Below are 15,684 nucleotides of genomic sequence, written 5' to 3'. Positions count from 1 at the left end.
CGGCGAGATTTTGGCAATCCCCACATGAATGCATTCCGACGGCTACAGCAGTTTGGACAGCGCCTCTCGGGCAAAAAGATGGTGCGCAATACCCTGTGGATGCTGTTAGCGCGGGGGCTGCAGATCGCGATTCAGTCGTTTTATTTTGTGGCGATTACGCGCACGCTGGGTCCTACAAAGTACGGTGGCTTCATGGCTATCCTGGCGCTGGTGTGGACAGTGGTGCCGTTTGCCAGTTGGGGATGGCCGAATATTCTGGTCCGCAATGTGTCTCGCAATCCCGCCAGCTTTCGGCAGGCTTGGGGCAATGCACTACTGGTGACCGCCTGCTTAGGAACGGTGTGGGTGGTGGCGATTGTGGCGATCGCCCGCTGGATTCTGCCAGACAGCTTGCCAATCGTCTTGGTTCTGTATGTCGCCATTTCGCAGCTTCTGTTCGATCGCCTCACCACCATTGCCGGTCGAGCTTTTCAAGCTTTGCAGCGATTGAAAATCACGGCAGTCCTCAACACCTTCTTGCGGATGAGAAATCTGGTGGCAGCCCTCATCTTCATCAGCTTGGGTCAAACGGATAATTTGGAGTTGTGGGGACAAATTTTCTGTGCCTCTGCAGCAGTGGTGACGGCAATCGGCCTCGGCCTCGTTCACACCCAACTGGGCGCTCCAGCCCTAGACTTGGCTGCTATTCGGGCAGAAGTACTGCGGGGCTTCTATTTTTCGGTGGGGCTGTCCTCCCAAACCATTTACAACAACATCGATAAAGCGATGCTGGCCAAGCTCGGCACACTGTCAGCGACAGGGGCTTATGCCGCAGGCTATCGCTTGGTGGAGATTGCCTTCACCCCCGTCATGGCCATTACCGCTGTGGCTTATGCCAAGTTTTTCCAACAGGGGGAGTCGGGCATTCGCGGCAGTTTGGCCTTGGCCGCGCGACTGCTGCCCATTGCTAGTGGATACAGTGCGATCGTCAGCCTCGTCCTATTGTTCGGCGCTCCGCTCGTGCCCTTTATTTTGGGAGAGGACTATGCCGGTGTGGTGAATGTCGTGCGCTGGCTGGCAGTTATTCCCTTATTGCGGACGCTGCATTTTTTTGCTGCCGACACCCTCACAGGAGCTGGCTTTCAAGGAATGCGGACGGCGATGCAGGTGGGGATCGCGATCTTCAATGCGGGGCTGAACCTTTGGTGGATTCCGCTGTTTAGCTGGCGGGGAGCAATAGGCTCCAGTTTGGCTTCGGATGCGCTGTTGGCGATCGGGCTGTGGATGCTGGTGCGGATGTTGGCTCGACAAGAGGCCGCAACTGGCGAGCCAGCGGACCCCTTGCAAGACAAGGTGGAGGCCGGAATTTCGTGAGAATTTCGATTGACCAGAGGAGCGAGGAGTCGGTGTGATGAATTCCATCAGGCAAAACCCCTGGTTCGATCGCCATGTCAAGCCGCCGTTGCGCTGGTTGGTGTCGCGATCGCCCTTTCGCACGGTTCGCAGCACCCTCGCTAGCCTGCGCGGCACCCCCGATGGAGCCATTCGTCAAGCACAAGCCACCCAGATAGCTCCCTCTCTAGCCGAGGCGATCGCCGTTATCTCGAAACGCTGGCCCGATTTGCCCGCCTGTACTGACACCGAACCCATTTTTATTTTCTCGGCGGGCTGGCGATCGGGGTCTACCCTGCTGCAACGGATGTTGATGTCCTCTGGCGATCTGCTGATCTGGGGGGAACCTTACGGGCACGCGGGGGCGATCGCCAATCTCGCTGCCCCCCTCAGGGCCATCACCCATCGCTTTCCCGATGCCAATTCCTTCGCGAACGAACAGTTCTCTAAAGGGAGCGACCCCAGCGATTTAGCGGGGGGATGGGTGGCCAATCTCTACCCCGAAATGGCCGATCTCAAACAGGCCCATATTGCCTTTTTCAAGACCCTATTCGAAGCGCCCGCTCGATCTCGCGGCATTCATCGCTGGGGGGTGAAAGAGGTGCGTTGGGAGATTGACTTTGCCATCTACCTGCAGTGGCTGTTTCCCAGCGCTAAATTCTTATTCTTGTATCGCAACCCCTACCGCGCTTATCTGTCCTACCGCCGCTTCGATTGGTACGATCTGTGGCCCCACGATTGTTGGTACGATGTCTGGCCGAACCAGCCGATCGATACCCCCGAGCGTTTCGGTCGCCATTGGAAGCGCTTGCTGGAGGGGTACTTGGCCCAGGGCGATCGCGTTAATGGACGGGTCTTGAAGTACGAAGATCTAGCTGCGGACAGGCTCGATCTGGACGATTTGGAATCGTTTCTAGGGCTGGAGATCGATCGCACATTGCAGCAGCGCAGCACGGTGAAGGGGATTGAGCGCAGGGATAGCCAAGCGGTAACTGCTGCGGATCTTGTCAGCCTACAGCAGGCAGTAGAACCGATTGCCAGTCAACTGGGGTACGAGATGCCCCAGTCTGAAGTTCGTTAACGATTGAACTCACCTGCCGCCAAATGCCTTGGATGATTAGGCCAAGTCTAGAATATGGTCGGGTACAGTAATTTGTTATACTGTGTTTACAATGGGTAGCTAATAACTGAATGGGAGTTTCGGAATTTACTACTCAAGGTCTTCATCATTAATCCTTTTCAAAGAAGACTTATTGAAGGATTTGAATGTCACATCTGGATACTGCTGAATAATAGATCTCAATTCTTCAAAAATTGAGCTTACACCATCAACCCCAGTTACAACACACCAGACACGCGCTCGTGTAAGTGCAACAAAAGCTTCGTTTCGCTTCTGTAATTCTGACTCTCCTTTCCAATCTATTGGTTGGGTTGAACAATGAAATCTGCAAGCATAAACCTTCCACGACTCATTGCCCTTTGATCGAGAAATAGTTGCGATCGTGACACACTTGTCTTCACGAAAGATATCTTTCTCTGTATCAACACCTGCAATAATGCTTCGAACACCTCGTCTTGAAAGTTTATCTTTCATCGCTTCAAAGTACTGTTTTTCTTTGTCACCAGTGGGGCAAGTAATCATCAAGTCCCAAGGATCGAAGCCCAGCTTCAGATCTTTCTCTATTTGTTCGGCTACCCATTCCTGCTCTTCTGACTCGTCTGAGAAGGTCTGAATGAGTAAAGGTGAGCCTAAAGCATCTTTTGGAGAGAAATCATCGTTGTCTATTGGGTGAGGACTGTTCTCGATCTCACGAGTAATCGTGACTGTTTTACCAGCTTTGACACTTGCATCTGAGAAATCTCCATCCAGAACGGTGTAGCCTAGTGCTTCCCAATCTCCTTTATTACTTACCCCTTGTAAACAACCTTCTTGTCGTAGTAAGCCCATATTAATAGCGTGGGCAGCCATGAGGATCATTTTAGGTATTCGATAGCATCGGTTTAGATTATGTGCCTTACGATGTCCTCCTTTGTAGGTAGGACTAGTTATTGTTCCATCTGGAAGTTTGTTTCCACCTAAATCTACTACTGGTTTATTGTCTGAATTAAGTCCGAATATCTGCAAAGGACGAGGTACAGTAAGAGTCCCAATCCCCTGTGCTTCATCATACGCCCAGTAAAGTCGTCTGGGATCTGATAAGCTTTTATAAGCTAATCGATAAAATGATGGGGGTAAATCCTGTCCTTCATCTATTAAAATAGCATCGAAAAGTACAGGTATATTTTCTACTTGTTTTTCTAAAGAGTTGCAGATGTATTCAAAAGCTTCTGACGGGGAGCAAGAACGTCCAAGGCTTTGTTTGACATTATTCACACTCATAGGACGTATTCCTGACTTTTGCGCCAGGTTTCGATAGAAACCGTTGCGTTCCTGTGCTCCCCAAGCGTGTAGTACTTGCAAAGTATGCCAGTCTGGCTCTACATCTCCTTCATCTTGCCTAACCATTTCACGATAATAAAGACTTATTAGGCATATGATTTGGTCGTAAAGTGCCCGTGTGAAGAAAACAAAAGCTATTTTCCATTCAGGGTGCGCTGCATGAATTTTTGCTGCTCTCTTTGCAAACAGAACTGTTTTCCCTGTTCCTGCCAATCCTCTGACACGCTGAGGCCCATCTGGAACCTCAAAAGCCACCTTTTGCTGTTGATTGTCCAGAAAATGAAGACGGGACTCTAGATCCTTAATAACTCGGACAGGATTTTCGGGTGGTGTTCCTGTGGGTATAGCACGAGGTTCCTGTTTTGGAAGTGAGCCGCCTAGCAAAGTAATTATGTTTTGCCACTGATCGTCTGATAGGGGGGGTTGGGGATGTTCTTGAGAACCTAACTGAAGCTTTTCTCGTAGAACTGATGATTTAAGATCGTCTTCTAGCAGGATAACTCCATGAGTACAAGGTAGGTCAGAAAATCCCTTATCTTTCCATTCTTGAGCTTTAACAAAAGGTAAGACAACTCTATAGTGAGATGAGACTAAGCTTCTAGTTTCTCTACGTTCATTTAGTTTTGCACTTATTGCATACATGCCATCTTGAGCTTGTAGTATAGGCAACTCCTCTTCTCTATGCCAACTGTTCATTTTCCACTGATGCCCTTCGATACTTTTAATGTTGGCGATACGACACCCTTTGCACTCAAGTACCCACAACCCTAATTCCCTATGCATAAAGATAACATCGGGCTCTCTGTTTAGATTACCTGTCCGTTTGAAAATTGGATACCTGAAGTAGACTACACATGGATCATTCTGAAATGTCTTTTTAAGGCACTCCCAAAGCTTTCTTTCTGCCGTGTTTGGATTAAGGGGATCATAATTCTGAAACTTACCTTTTGACATACTATTTCCATAATGACTACTGGACAGTGCAAAGTTCTCTTTGGCGGCGAGCACTCGGCGGCAAGTATTTATACTTAAGCCAGAAAAAGAACACTCCCAATCGTCAAAGCCATGAGAATGTTTCAGACTGGCTAAAGTACACTCAGCCAGTTAAATTATGGAACTCTATCGCCGAATTGAGCAAATCTTAGCAGAACTGCGTTCGGTCTTTAGCCGTCAAGCCACGTTCGAGTGGTTTGTGTTGTTGATGTGGGGAATCTTGTTATCGAGCCAAGCGCCCGCAATCACCAGCTATCTGAATATGCTTGGAGTGGGGGAAAAGTACTACCATCAGGCCCTCCACTTATTTCACTCAAGCGCCTGGAGTGTGGAAGCACTGTGCCAAAAGTGGGGGAATTGGCTGCTGGGCCATGACCATGTGCATCGATTTCCTCGCTGGTTCCGAACCTTACCCCACCAGCATGGTTATCCGACTGGAGCAAGTCGTGCGCTTGACTTTACATTCCTTGCCAACAAATCCCCCTGACATCACAACCTTTGCCTACAGGGCTACGCCGGGTGATTCTCGGAGTCCGTTGGGATGAAAAAACTTATCACTGTCCAGTTCAGCTTCATTAACGGGAATATCGTGATATTCACCATCCCAGATAACCTTTGCTGCATAAATCTCAAAAGTTACTTCGTTACCATCGCCCAAGGTGCCCCGCTAGCGACCAGCGAAATTGTCGCCTCACAGCTTGTATTCACCACACCTTGCATCAGACGGATTGTTTGAGGCCCCGCGAACCAACGCGATGGACAGCTCGATGTCCGATGCGAACAATCCAAGGTTGAGCGTTTGGGAGACGTTCGAATAGGCGGTTGGTTGCAGGCAGTATGTCATCTGCAACCTCAAAATCCCCAGTTTCAATGTCGATCGCTACGATCCTCCCATGATTACCGGCTTCGACCTGCGATCGCACCTGAGTTTCATAGATCTCATCACCACGTCGAGCAAATTCTTCTTTGCTATATCGAGGTTGTCGAGCTGTCATAAGTTTGACCTCATTTCAGCAGTTTTCCTTCTATTTTGACTGAGGCGATTGCACCCGTGGTTACAGACTCAACCGAGATCGTAGCTTGAGTCAGTACTACAATTCTAAGTTTCCTTTCGCTATCTAGATCTGCCATGAGAGGCGATCCAACAGCCCAGATGTTATGACGGAACTCTATCGATCGCCGCCAACTTAACGCGGTACAGCCCTAACCAACTAACTTGGGACCTGTGGATCTAGAGCTAACTCCACCCGAGGGGCATGTGCCCAAAAGGCTTCTAGGTCGTAAAACTCCCGTTCGGAGTCCAGTTGTACGTGAACGATGACATCGCCGTAATCGAGCAAAATCCAAGTGCCCGCTTGTAACCCTTCGATGCGGTCTGGCAGACGTCCGTGCTGCTCTAACACTGTGTCTTTAATGGCACTGGCGATCGCCCTCACCTGCGTGGTGGAATAGCCGCTGACAAACAAAAAGAAATCCGCCAGAATTGACACCCCCCCAACATTGAGACAGACAATATTGCCTCCTTGGCGATCGTCAGCGGTTTGAGCTGCGGTGAGGGCAAGGGCTTGGCTGTCCTCAAGGGTGGGATCGCCCAGAGCTGTGACAGTCCCGAGGATGGGGTTAGAGGATTCGAAGGATTGTCCGATCAAGCTACAGTCTCCTGAATGATGGGTAAGGGGGATTCTGCAAGATGGTGCAAAAACCAGTTTCTCGCCTGCACGGTGCGAGGGTGGATCGGCTGTTGGCGCGATCGCAGAAACGCGATCGATTCATCGCAGACAGCCACCACGGCTCGATATAAGTGAGTCTCGGCCAGCCGACGCATAGCCTGCAGGCACTCTGACTGTCCGCGATTCGGTTCTAAGCTGTCTGCTAAAAACACAACGCAACTGAGGGGACTCATGCCGGGGCTACCGCAGGTGTGGTGGCGAATCGCATCTAAAATGGCCGGATCGTCAACGCCAAAGCGATCGCGAGCCTCAATCGCCCCCACTTCGGCATGGAGTAGGTGCGGCAGGGTCTCGTAGGCAGAATCGATATCCAAGCCTTCCGCACGAGCGATGTCGAGCAGGCGATCGTCGGGAAAGTATTTTGCTAAGTCGTGCAATAACCCCGCCCAACCGGCGCGCTCTTCATCCAAGCCGTACAGCCGAGACCAATCTCGGGCAGTTGCCTCGACACCTGCAATATGTCGCAAGCGCGGGCGGGGCACGTTTGCCTCCAGCCAGTCCATCACGCGAGACCGCAGATCGTCAGAATACATTGGGAAAGCTGGGTATCCTCTTACAAAATGAGTTGAGCTGGGGATCGACTTTGTTCTAGAGTAGCTTTTCCCGGCAGGAATGCCACCGTTGGACTGGGGTCTAGAAACTGGCCCAACTGGTACGATCGAGGCGACACTCGCTAGGCTCTGGCATGATTGGCAAGTTCTTCCAGAAAGTTACTCCCGACACCCCCAATCGCGATCGCGTTCCCCCCGGTCAACATCTCGCCCAAGGCTTTCCCGTCTTGACTTACGGTCCGACGCCCTCAGTCACTCCCCAAGCATGGCAACTGCGCATCTATGGGGCGATCGAGGGGGAAGAGGCGATCGTTAACTACGACGAGCTGCTGGCGATGCCTCAAGAGACGTTTGCGGCTGACTTTCACTGCGTTACCCGCTGGTCCAAACTAGATGTGACATGGACGGGGGTCAAGCTGACGGAGCTACTCGAGCTCGTCCAAATCTCCCCCAAGGCCAATTATGTCATGCAGCATTGCTATAGCGACTACACCACCAATCTGTCGCTGGCTGATTTTCTGCGCGAGGAGAATTACATCGTCCACAGGCTAGAGGGCGAACCCCTGCCTGCAGAACACGGCGGCCCGGTGCGCACGTTAGTGCCCCACCTCTATGCTTGGAAGAGCGCCAAGTGGATTAACGCAATTGAGTTTTTGACGGAAGAACAACTGGGCTTCTGGGAGCGCAATGGTTACCACCGTCGAGGCGAACCCTTTGCTGAAGAACGCTATAGTCGCTAGCGATCGTCAGGGCGCTCAATGTTTTGGAGATGTTTTGCTCAATTGGCGTTCTCTTTGAGCGCAAGCCCTTTATCTCAAGACGCGAGTCGCATTGAGAATCGCTAACAAAGCAACGCCGACATCGGCAAACACAGCTTCCCACAAAGTGGCAATCCCGATCGCCCCCAGCAAGACGAAGATGACTTTCACCCCGAGGGCAAACGCAATATTCTGCCAAACAATGCGCAGGGTCTTGCGACCGATCGCGATCGCCTCGGCCACTTTTCTGGGGGAATCTGTCAGAATCGTCACATCAGCCGTTTCAATCGCGGCATCCGACCCCAATCCCCCCATCGCTAAGCCCACATCGGCCCGAGCGAGGGCAGGGGCGTCGTTAATGCCGTCACCCACCATCGCCACTTTCGCTGGGCCTAAATCCCTTGCCAGAATCTGTTCGAGGGCTGCAAGTTTGCCTTCCGGCAGGAGGTCGGCCACCACTTCATCGATCCCAAGGGCTTTTGCAACTCGTTCGGCCACCGAACGGCGATCGCCACTCAACAGCACCACTCGCTCCACCCCCATCGACTTGAGGGCACGAATCGCCTCTGCCGCATCGGATTTGATGCGATCGTCGATGGCGATATAGCCGGCATAAACGCGATCGATCGCGATATGGACTGCCGTACCGCCCACATTGCAGACATCGCGATCGATGTTCTCCAGATGGAGCAGGCGATCGCTCCCAGCCAGCACCTCTTGCCCTTGTAACTTAGCGCGCACGCCGTATCCGGCAATCTCTCGATAGGAGCCGAGCCCGTTAGCAGACAGGGGTTGCCCGTAAGCAGCTCGAATCGATGCAGCCACGGGATGATTGGATTGAGCCTCAATGCGGGCCGCTAGCTCCAAGAGTTCTGCCTCAGTGAGATCCCCCTGCGGCACAATCTGCGAAACCTCGAATGTGCCTTCTGTCAGCGTGCCGGTCTTATCGAACACAACGACCTTGACAGCAGCTAACACATCTAGGAAAGCGGAGCCCTTCACCAAAATTCCGCGCCGCGCCGCACCGCCCACTCCGCCAAAGTAGCCCAGAGGAATGCTGATAACCAGGCCGCAGGGACAGGAAATCACCAGCATGACGAGAGCGCGATACACCCATTGAGAGAACTCGGCCCCCGGCCACAGCAGTGGGGGCAATACTGCTGTGGCGACGGCGATCGCGACGACTGCGGGAGTATACCATCGGGCAAAGCGACTGATAAATTGCTCGGTGGGCGCTTTGCGGCTGCCCGCCCGTTCCACCAAGTCCATCATCTTGGTGATGGAGGAATCGCTGTAGGGCTTCGTCACGCGGATCGCGATCGCCCCCGACTGATTGAGCATCCCGGCAAGCACGGCATCGCCAGCCCGAACGGAACGGGGGATGGATTCGCCGGTCAGGGCAGAGGTATCGACTCGAGAGTGGCCGCGCAGGATATCGCCATCCAAGGGGATTTTTTCGCCGGGGCGGATCGTGACAATATCGCCGACTCGAACTGTGTTAGGCGCGACTCGCTGCGAAGTTCCATCGGCCCGTTCGAGGTTGGCAAAACTGGGCTGAACGTCCAATAATGCTCGAATGGAACGTCGGGACCGGCTGACGGCAGTCCCTTGCAGCAGCTCTCCCAGTTTGAAAAACAGCATGACGGCGACCGCTTCGGGTAGTTGGTGGATGGCGATCGCCCCCAGGGTTGCCACCGCCATTAAAAAATTTTCGTCAAAGACAATTCCCCGATAAAGATTGCGAATGGCTGCATAAAGAACATTCCAGCCGCTGAGAAGATATGCAGTCAGAAAGACTATATATTCACCGAAGAAGAAAGGGGTGTTGTGTAGTGCCTCTTGGTAAATCAACCCGAGGGTCAATAGGAGCGTGACTGCTGCCAGGGTAAGTACTTCTAATTTTAGATCGAGTTCAAAACTATGCTCGTGATTATGGGCGTGGGTATGACCGAGATCGCCCTCCTCGCGGGCACTGTCGTCGCGACCGCAACTGCTACAGGAATGGTTTTGGCTGCGGGTATCTGAATTCATGACATGCTGACGCGTCGAGAACAAGCTGGTCTGATAATAACTTATCTAGACTTTGTTTTTAAACTAGAATTTACAAGAATGATTATCGTTTTCGTCAAGAATCCCGATATCTCTCATTTTAGATGAAGTTCTCAAAATCTGACCGATTGTCAACACTGATGCAACAATTTCCAGGTTGTCTAACGATGAAGTTGTGCGGCGGCAGATAACCTCGAACTCTCACTGACACCCTCTGTAACGTCCGCACCAACACAGTGTTGGGCGGCGCTGCTACAAGACACTGATTGAGTAGGCACGAACTGCTGCGTCTACAGTCGCGATGGTCAAACCATTTTGTAAGGCTTGACAGATAAGCATTCTATCAAATGGATCGCGATGTAATGGCGGCAGTTCAGCCAATTGACCCACGCTACTTTCATCAAGAGTAATACTGGCAATCTACTGAAGATCCCGTTGTTTGGGTAAATACGTTCCAGGATGTTCCGGCAGAGGCAACTGACCCAGCTGATACTTAACAATCGCTTCCCAAATCGAAACTGAACTCAGATAGACTTCGTTGCTCGGATCGCGGATAGCATCCTGAATATCGTTTAATAGCTGGATATCGCCACTAATGAACCATAAAAAGATATGCGTATCTAGCAGAACTCTCATTTGCCCTCAAATGCATTCAGCAGATCCCCTTGCCAGGGCGAATCAAAATCATCTGGAACGGTAAACTCACCTGCACACAAACCAAATGGTCGCAATTGCTGATTACTGGCAATAGGTCTAAGCTCGGCAATTGGTTGATTAAAGCGCACAATTACAAGAGTTTCGCCTGCTTCTACTTGTCGCAAGTACTTTAGCGGATCTCGCTGGATTTCATCAACATTTATGTTCACCATGAAACATCTCATCCTGTAAAACTACGACGCAATAATTTTCTTCAATGCCTTGACTTTACGTTTGATTTCAGAATTATCTTTTAGCTTATCTAAGGAACCTCTATATTTTTCCAGATCGTCAATTAACTCCTTCACTGCTGGCGTAGAAACTTTGTCTTTCATAATCTCCATCAGCTCTCTGAACTTTTGCTAGCACAGAGTATTAAATGTCAAGTACCATTGGCTCTTGCCAACTTTTGGCGATCTGGAAAATAACCCGTCAATATACTGACGATTTCGAGCGGATAGAAACCAGAAATCGGGGTTGACAGCCCCCTTCTCTATAAAATTGAAGACAAACATTCTCGTCCAACAGTGATAATCGCCAAAAGTGATACTGCTGGCCAATTTAACATTTAGAAATATTGGCATGGTGCAAGTCCTCTGCATGGCCCTCACCCCCGGCCCCTCTCCCCTCGCGAAGCGTGGCGTCAGCCGTAAGTTTGGGAGAGGGGAGAAACAGCCGAAAATCCTTACGGGGCCTTGTTCCCCTGCCCCCAAAGTTGGGGGTAGGGGTTAGGGGAAGGGGGCCACAGGCATCTAGACAAATGGCCAATGTTTCGGAATATGAATTTCGCCAGCAGCATCAAAAGTTGGCAAGAGCCCAGGCTCATTGTCATCTAACAAGCTACCATTTGTAGGACTTTACGGACCTGCTGCTTGTTCTGAGCATCCTGAATCAGCTCCATCACCACGAATCCAGGAATATTTGGCAGTTCTCCTAGAGAGGCAAACCAAGCAAGCGCAGGTGCATAACTCCGCTGAATATCAATCATGATATCGGTATCGACAAGATACATATGCCACCTAAGCTTGCCTGCGATGTTCAGCATCCTGGCGCAACCTACGAGCATGTTCCTGACTATCCGGTATATCAGGTCGGGAACCAACTACCCCGACGCTTTCCCAATAGGCAACGAGTTCTACCCCTGTCTTGGGAGGATTTTGGAGAAAGGGCCGAAACAAGAGGACACGCAAGATATATTCCCCTAAAGGCAACTTGAGCTGAGATGCCTCAGTAGATAGCTCATTTTCTAGATCTGGAGGTAGCTCTATGCTGATATTCACGTTCTCACCCTATTTAACAGCTACTTCAATTGTCCAGCTAAATATGAGTATTGAAATATACCTTTTACTGAAGGTCGGTCGAACACCCGAAAACCGAGTTTGGTTCGACCGACCAGAGATATAGAAATCCGATGAAATCAAATACCGGCACAACGCGTAAGCGCTTGTACCACTATAGCCGATCGTTAAGTGCTTCTCCTAACGGCTGAGGCTCCTGTCTACCTTCTAGTGTTTGGTCAGGGGGAATATCAATCACAATAATATTTGGAGACTCATCTGTTGCCGGTAAAGCTCTCACCTAAGCTTGAAATTTTCGGGAATTGAGTAAGCGCCTAACGCTTTCGACAATTTTCAAAGTCTTTTCATCAATCAACCGACGAAAGAACTCCGTAAGGCGTCTATGAAACTCACTGTCGCGGTAACCCTCAGCGAATGATTCACCAATTGTTTTTTCTATAACAAAATACGAGACACCAGCGATAAAACTCATAAGAGCGAGTGAACCAAGACGGGCTTCTTCTAATAGCAGTCGCTGATGACGATAATGACGCAAACGTTCGAGACAAGCATCTCTCACCACTGGCCTGATATCTGTTAGGAAAGCTCTTGCTGCACGGTCTACATAACTACGATCTGAATCGTATACAGCAGCTTCAAGAATATCCAGTAATTTCAAAACTTTTCTGGAATCTACAAGCTTTTCATCGGATGAAAACTGTCTGCCTTCAAAATGCAACTGAATTTCTATATCAAACTTTGACGCCATAGCTCTCAGCTTTCATGTTTCCGTGCATTAGTTTAGTATAAGCACATTTCCACCCTATACATTTGGTTCAAAGGATTCCTAAAATTCCGAACGTGCTTGACGCCTAACGGCCTTGAGGTTAGCGGCGCTAGATAAAGACAGTTTAGCCAAGCATCCGCTGCGATGAAGGGTTAGGCAGCCGACCCAAAACTGCAGCACTCTGAATGTAGCAAGAGGAGCCTGTGATTGCAGCCCCCTACAAGATGCCTCGCAGACTTAGGGTAAAGCCGGACAGCACATCTTCTCCAGAAAGCTGCTTGGGCTGCTCCAAAATCTCGACTTCCTGACCTCTACGGTAAATCTCTACTCGCTGGTTTTGCGGATCGATAAGCCAGCCAAGACGAGCGCCATTACTCATAAAATTGCGCATCTTGTCTTGTAACGTGGAGAGGCTATCGCTCTTAGAGCGCAATTCAGCCACGAAATCGGGGCACAGAGGAGCAAAGCCTTCCTTTTCTTCTTGAGTCAGAGCATCCCAGCGCTCGCGACTCACCCAGGAGGCATCTGCAGCGCGAGTCGCTCCACTCGGCAGCTTAAAGCCACCAGAAGACTCGAAAGCAACGCCTAAATCTTCGTTGGCCTCAGCCCAAATCCAGAGCTGGGATGTGATGCTGATATTGCGTCTACTCGACTCGCTCCCTGTAGGGGGATTCACGATTAGCTCTCCATCTGCGGTCCGTTCCAGTCGTAAGTCGCGGTTGGCTGCTGCGATCGCCGCGAATTCTGCATCAGTGACGTGAAGGGTGATATCTCGAGGTAGCTCGAAAGTTAGGGTTTGCATGAGGGCGATCCTTCCTAGGCTACGGTCACGGTTCCTGCGCTGCGACCTAACCTCTATTCTCCCCGATTTGCTGCCGGCGATGTTTTCGCTACGAGGACAAAAGACCTAACGCCCTTGAGGCTAGCGACGTGGCCGAGAACTCTGACGTATCCATTTTTGAACATAATTTCTACAGGAGTGACAACGTAATTCTGTCTCTACGTTTCGATCGCTGTCGCATCAATTTCTACAAGTTGCCCCTCGTGACCCAATGTTGTGACCCCAAGCAATGTGGCAGGCGGAACTCCCTCACTAAACTTTTCCTCCACAGCCGCCCATGCTTGAACAAGATTAGAGCGCTGTCCTACTACGTAAATAACTAGCTGCCGTATATCTGCGACCGAGTAGCCATGAACTGCTAGTAGTTTTAGTAGATTGTCCAAGCACTGGCGCGATTGAGCGTGGGGATCGTCTATACCGATAAGCTGTCCGTCTGCATTATGCGGGACTTGGCCAGCAACGAATAACTGGTTCCCCACTTTCTCGGCGTATCTATAACCAGGCGTTACGGCAAGACCCGCCTCTCTTTCTGCTTCGTTCATTTGCTGCAAACTTATGGTTCGTCACGGATTCAGGAACGCTTACATCGCCTCTGCTTAGCTGTACCATCTAACGGCCTTGAGGTTAGCGGTGCTAGATCCACTCTCAACGAAGAGCAATAGTTTTGCCAAGCATCCGCTGCAGTGAAGGGTGTACGCCCGACATGGGCGTGAACTCATGGGGTGAAATTCCCCTGTCGGAGAACCAGAGTCCAAATGCTCGAAAGTCATAGGAGCCGAGAGACAACAACGACTAGCTTAAGGCAAGGGTGTTTCCGCGAGGAAATGTCTGAAGGAAGCCAGCGGCAAAACTGCGAGCCGACGAACAGAAACGTCATAGAAGGCCGAGATTCTTGGGGCAAGTTGGCACCACACAACGAAGCCCTCTGGTTCAAAGGACACGGTAAATGGCGCGGTTGCAGGGACAGTTCACGTTCTTATCCGGGCAGGTCTGTCCGAGGGCAGTCAGGGAATCTATGGGAGTCGGACTGAGGTCCATCGCGAAAGAGATGGGGAAACCACCGGACCCTACGGAGACTCAGACAGCACGACTGTTGGCAACAGCAGCCGCATTGGGCAGAAGTCAGCAGAGGTCATAGTAGCTGCTGTCGCAGTGAAGGACCGAACAGTGTCGCATAAGGAGGAGCCATGACGAACTCAGGCGTGTCAATGAACCCGAGCGGGGGAGATGCGGACTGGCGTTACGGCATACAGCCAGCCTTAGGCTTGAACCTGATGGGTCGAGTTGCGGAGAGCGCCAATTGTCCGACAGGCATGGCAGCGTGTGAAGTCCAACCAAGGCGCACCCGGCAGTGACGGGATGAGCTTAGAGGACTTCCCCCGCCTACGCCCGAAAGCATTGGCCCACAATCGGCCAATCCCTATTGGAGGACACGTATCAACCTGCTCGTTTGAGAGGTTTGCTCAAGCTTTTCTAACTGCTCGACAGCTAACCCGTGCAGGTTCTCGGCCACTTCCACTAAACGCTCTGGGTCGAGAGAACGAAAATAATCTTCTCCCATTTGTTCCAGGTCTGCTTTGCTCAGTCGAGCCATCTGGCTAGCCGTTGTCTGATAGGCAAAGTATGAGCCATAAACAGGCTATACACTGTTCAAGAATCGCTGAGATTTATGGCGACTGCCTTAATCTGGGAAGCAGCATTGAAGGGGGGAAGGTGAGCGGTTACCATCCAAGAGAAACAATACCGGGCTAAAAGCAGTCCCAGAATATAAATTTATGGTTTTTTCTATAAGGAAATATCAGGAAATCTATCTATTTGTCACCTATCCATCCAAGTCTGTGTATCGTTCCTATAGAATTTGGATTGATTCTTAAACATATCAAAGAACCCAGCTGGACCTAGGGAGGTTAGAGTGAGTGACTTTTTAAGATTTCGAGTGTTTATCACGCCAATTATTGTCGAAATTATTTTTTGGCTTTCTCTTATTTTTGTTGTTATTGGAGGCTTGGCTGCTATTGTTAATGGCCGACCAGTTCCTGGATTGGGGCTAATACTCTTCGGTCCGATTCTGGTGAGAGTTTATTGCGAACTGGTTTTGCTGGCTTTTAAAATTTACGATCAATTGCGGGAAATCAATCACAAAACCAGTTAAAAGACGATCGCATTCGCCAGCACTTGTTTTTAGGGGTAG

At 50.6% G+C, this 15,684-nt stretch carries 19 protein-coding genes; 5 read left to right on the top strand and 14 right to left on the bottom strand.

Features of this window, described 5'->3' with window-relative positions:
• The first annotated feature begins 24 nt into the window (after window positions 1–24).
• Window positions 25–1,353, top strand: a complete 1,329-nt coding sequence (locus tag SYN7336_RS01155) for an oligosaccharide flippase family protein (RefSeq protein ID WP_017324078.1) — start codon at window positions 25–27, stop codon at window positions 1,351–1,353.
• A 37-nt stretch (window positions 1,354–1,390) separates the two neighbouring features.
• Complete coding sequence (locus tag SYN7336_RS23885) at window positions 1,391–2,452, top strand: sulfotransferase (RefSeq protein ID WP_017324077.1); 1,062 nt, start codon at window positions 1,391–1,393, stop codon at window positions 2,450–2,452.
• Window positions 2,453–2,581: 129 nt separating this feature from the next.
• Here SYN7336_RS23885 and SYN7336_RS01145 read toward each other — a convergent pair whose 3' ends face one another.
• Complete coding sequence (locus SYN7336_RS01145) at window positions 2,582–4,765, bottom strand: DEAD/DEAH box helicase (protein WP_017324076.1); 2,184 nt, start codon at window positions 4,763–4,765, stop codon at window positions 2,582–2,584.
• Window positions 4,766–4,922: 157 nt separating this feature from the next.
• On the opposite strand from SYN7336_RS01145, the gene SYN7336_RS01140 reads away from it, so the two are divergent.
• Entirely contained in the window at window positions 4,923–5,291 is a 369-nt protein-coding gene (locus SYN7336_RS01140) for a hypothetical protein (protein WP_017324075.1), read from the top strand.
• 15 nt (window positions 5,292–5,306) lie between these two features.
• Here the strand turns inward: SYN7336_RS01140 and SYN7336_RS29445 are convergent, their stop codons facing one another.
• The 4 genes from SYN7336_RS29445 to yqeK all read right to left on the bottom strand — a co-directional run bounded on the left by SYN7336_RS29445 (window position 5,307) and on the right by yqeK (window position 7,067).
• Window positions 5,307–5,462, bottom strand: coding sequence for a hypothetical protein (locus SYN7336_RS29445; RefSeq protein ID WP_227498577.1), 156 nt, complete (start codon window positions 5,460–5,462; stop codon window positions 5,307–5,309).
• Between the two features lie 61 nt (window positions 5,463–5,523).
• Window positions 5,524–5,799 carry a hypothetical protein gene (locus SYN7336_RS01135; RefSeq protein WP_017324074.1) on the bottom strand — a complete coding sequence of 92 codons (276 nt, stop codon included), beginning with the start codon at window positions 5,797–5,799 and terminating at the stop codon, window positions 5,524–5,526.
• Window positions 5,800–6,015: 216 nt separating this feature from the next.
• Window positions 6,016–6,453, bottom strand: coding sequence for a ribosome silencing factor (rsfS, locus tag SYN7336_RS01130; RefSeq protein ID WP_017324073.1), 438 nt, complete (start codon window positions 6,451–6,453; stop codon window positions 6,016–6,018).
• Entirely contained in the window at window positions 6,450–7,067 is a 618-nt protein-coding gene (gene yqeK, locus SYN7336_RS01125) for a bis(5'-nucleosyl)-tetraphosphatase (symmetrical) YqeK (protein WP_202951130.1), read from the bottom strand. Before yqeK ends, rsfS begins: the two co-directional genes overlap by 4 nt.
• A gap of 152 nt (window positions 7,068–7,219) precedes the next feature.
• Here yqeK and SYN7336_RS01120 point away from each other — a divergent pair, with 152 nt between their 5' ends.
• The gene (locus tag SYN7336_RS01120; RefSeq protein WP_017324071.1) at window positions 7,220–7,825 is read left to right on the top strand and encodes a sulfite oxidase-like oxidoreductase; all 606 of its coding nucleotides are present in this window, start codon (window positions 7,220–7,222) and stop codon (window positions 7,823–7,825) included.
• Window positions 7,826–7,894: 69 nt separating this feature from the next.
• Here SYN7336_RS01120 and SYN7336_RS01115 read toward each other — a convergent pair whose 3' ends face one another.
• From SYN7336_RS01115 to SYN7336_RS32095, 9 genes are all read right to left on the bottom strand, one after another.
• Window positions 7,895–9,874 (bottom strand): heavy metal translocating P-type ATPase, encoded by a 1,980-nt coding sequence (locus tag SYN7336_RS01115; RefSeq protein WP_017324070.1) that lies wholly within the window; start codon window positions 9,872–9,874, stop codon window positions 7,895–7,897.
• 438 nt (window positions 9,875–10,312) lie between these two features.
• Entirely contained in the window at window positions 10,313–10,528 is a 216-nt protein-coding gene (locus SYN7336_RS32100) for a type II toxin-antitoxin system VapC family toxin (RefSeq protein ID WP_017324069.1), read from the bottom strand.
• Window positions 10,525–10,761: a type II toxin-antitoxin system Phd/YefM family antitoxin gene (locus SYN7336_RS31415; RefSeq protein WP_017324068.1), complete on the bottom strand. Its 237-nt coding sequence runs from the start codon at window positions 10,759–10,761 to the stop codon at window positions 10,525–10,527. The genes SYN7336_RS32100 and SYN7336_RS31415 overlap by 4 nt, the downstream gene beginning before the upstream one ends.
• Before the next feature lie 21 nt (window positions 10,762–10,782).
• Window positions 10,783–10,923: a hypothetical protein gene (locus SYN7336_RS30325; RefSeq protein WP_156819966.1), complete on the bottom strand. Its 141-nt coding sequence runs from the start codon at window positions 10,921–10,923 to the stop codon at window positions 10,783–10,785.
• 497 nt (window positions 10,924–11,420) lie between these two features.
• Window positions 11,421–11,633 (bottom strand): hypothetical protein, encoded by a 213-nt coding sequence (locus SYN7336_RS23875; protein ID WP_156819965.1) that lies wholly within the window; start codon window positions 11,631–11,633, stop codon window positions 11,421–11,423.
• Between the two features lie 533 nt (window positions 11,634–12,166).
• On the bottom strand, window positions 12,167–12,634 hold the full coding sequence (locus SYN7336_RS01085; protein WP_017324064.1) for a hypothetical protein: 468 nt from the start codon (window positions 12,632–12,634) through the stop codon (window positions 12,167–12,169).
• Window positions 12,635–12,869: 235 nt separating this feature from the next.
• Window positions 12,870–13,454, bottom strand: coding sequence for a Uma2 family endonuclease (locus tag SYN7336_RS01080; protein ID WP_017324063.1), 585 nt, complete (start codon window positions 13,452–13,454; stop codon window positions 12,870–12,872).
• A 197-nt stretch (window positions 13,455–13,651) separates the two neighbouring features.
• The gene (locus SYN7336_RS01075) at window positions 13,652–14,035 is read right to left on the bottom strand and encodes a RidA family protein (protein WP_017324062.1); all 384 of its coding nucleotides are present in this window, start codon (window positions 14,033–14,035) and stop codon (window positions 13,652–13,654) included.
• Window positions 14,036–14,913: 878 nt separating this feature from the next.
• Window positions 14,914–15,087 carry a hypothetical protein gene (locus SYN7336_RS32095; RefSeq protein WP_017324061.1) on the bottom strand — a complete coding sequence of 58 codons (174 nt, stop codon included), beginning with the start codon at window positions 15,085–15,087 and terminating at the stop codon, window positions 14,914–14,916.
• Window positions 15,088–15,405: 318 nt separating this feature from the next.
• Between SYN7336_RS32095 and SYN7336_RS01065 the strand changes: the two genes are divergently transcribed.
• Complete coding sequence (locus tag SYN7336_RS01065; RefSeq protein ID WP_026100586.1) at window positions 15,406–15,645, top strand: DUF4282 domain-containing protein; 240 nt, start codon at window positions 15,406–15,408, stop codon at window positions 15,643–15,645.
• The last annotated feature ends 39 nt before the right edge of the window (window positions 15,646–15,684 follow it).

The organism is Synechococcus sp. PCC 7336 (genome assembly GCF_000332275.1).
In the GTDB taxonomy this organism is placed as follows: Bacteria; Cyanobacteriota; Cyanobacteriia; order Thermostichales; family PCC-7336; genus PCC-7336.
This window is presented reverse-complemented; position numbering and strand designations above follow the sequence as displayed.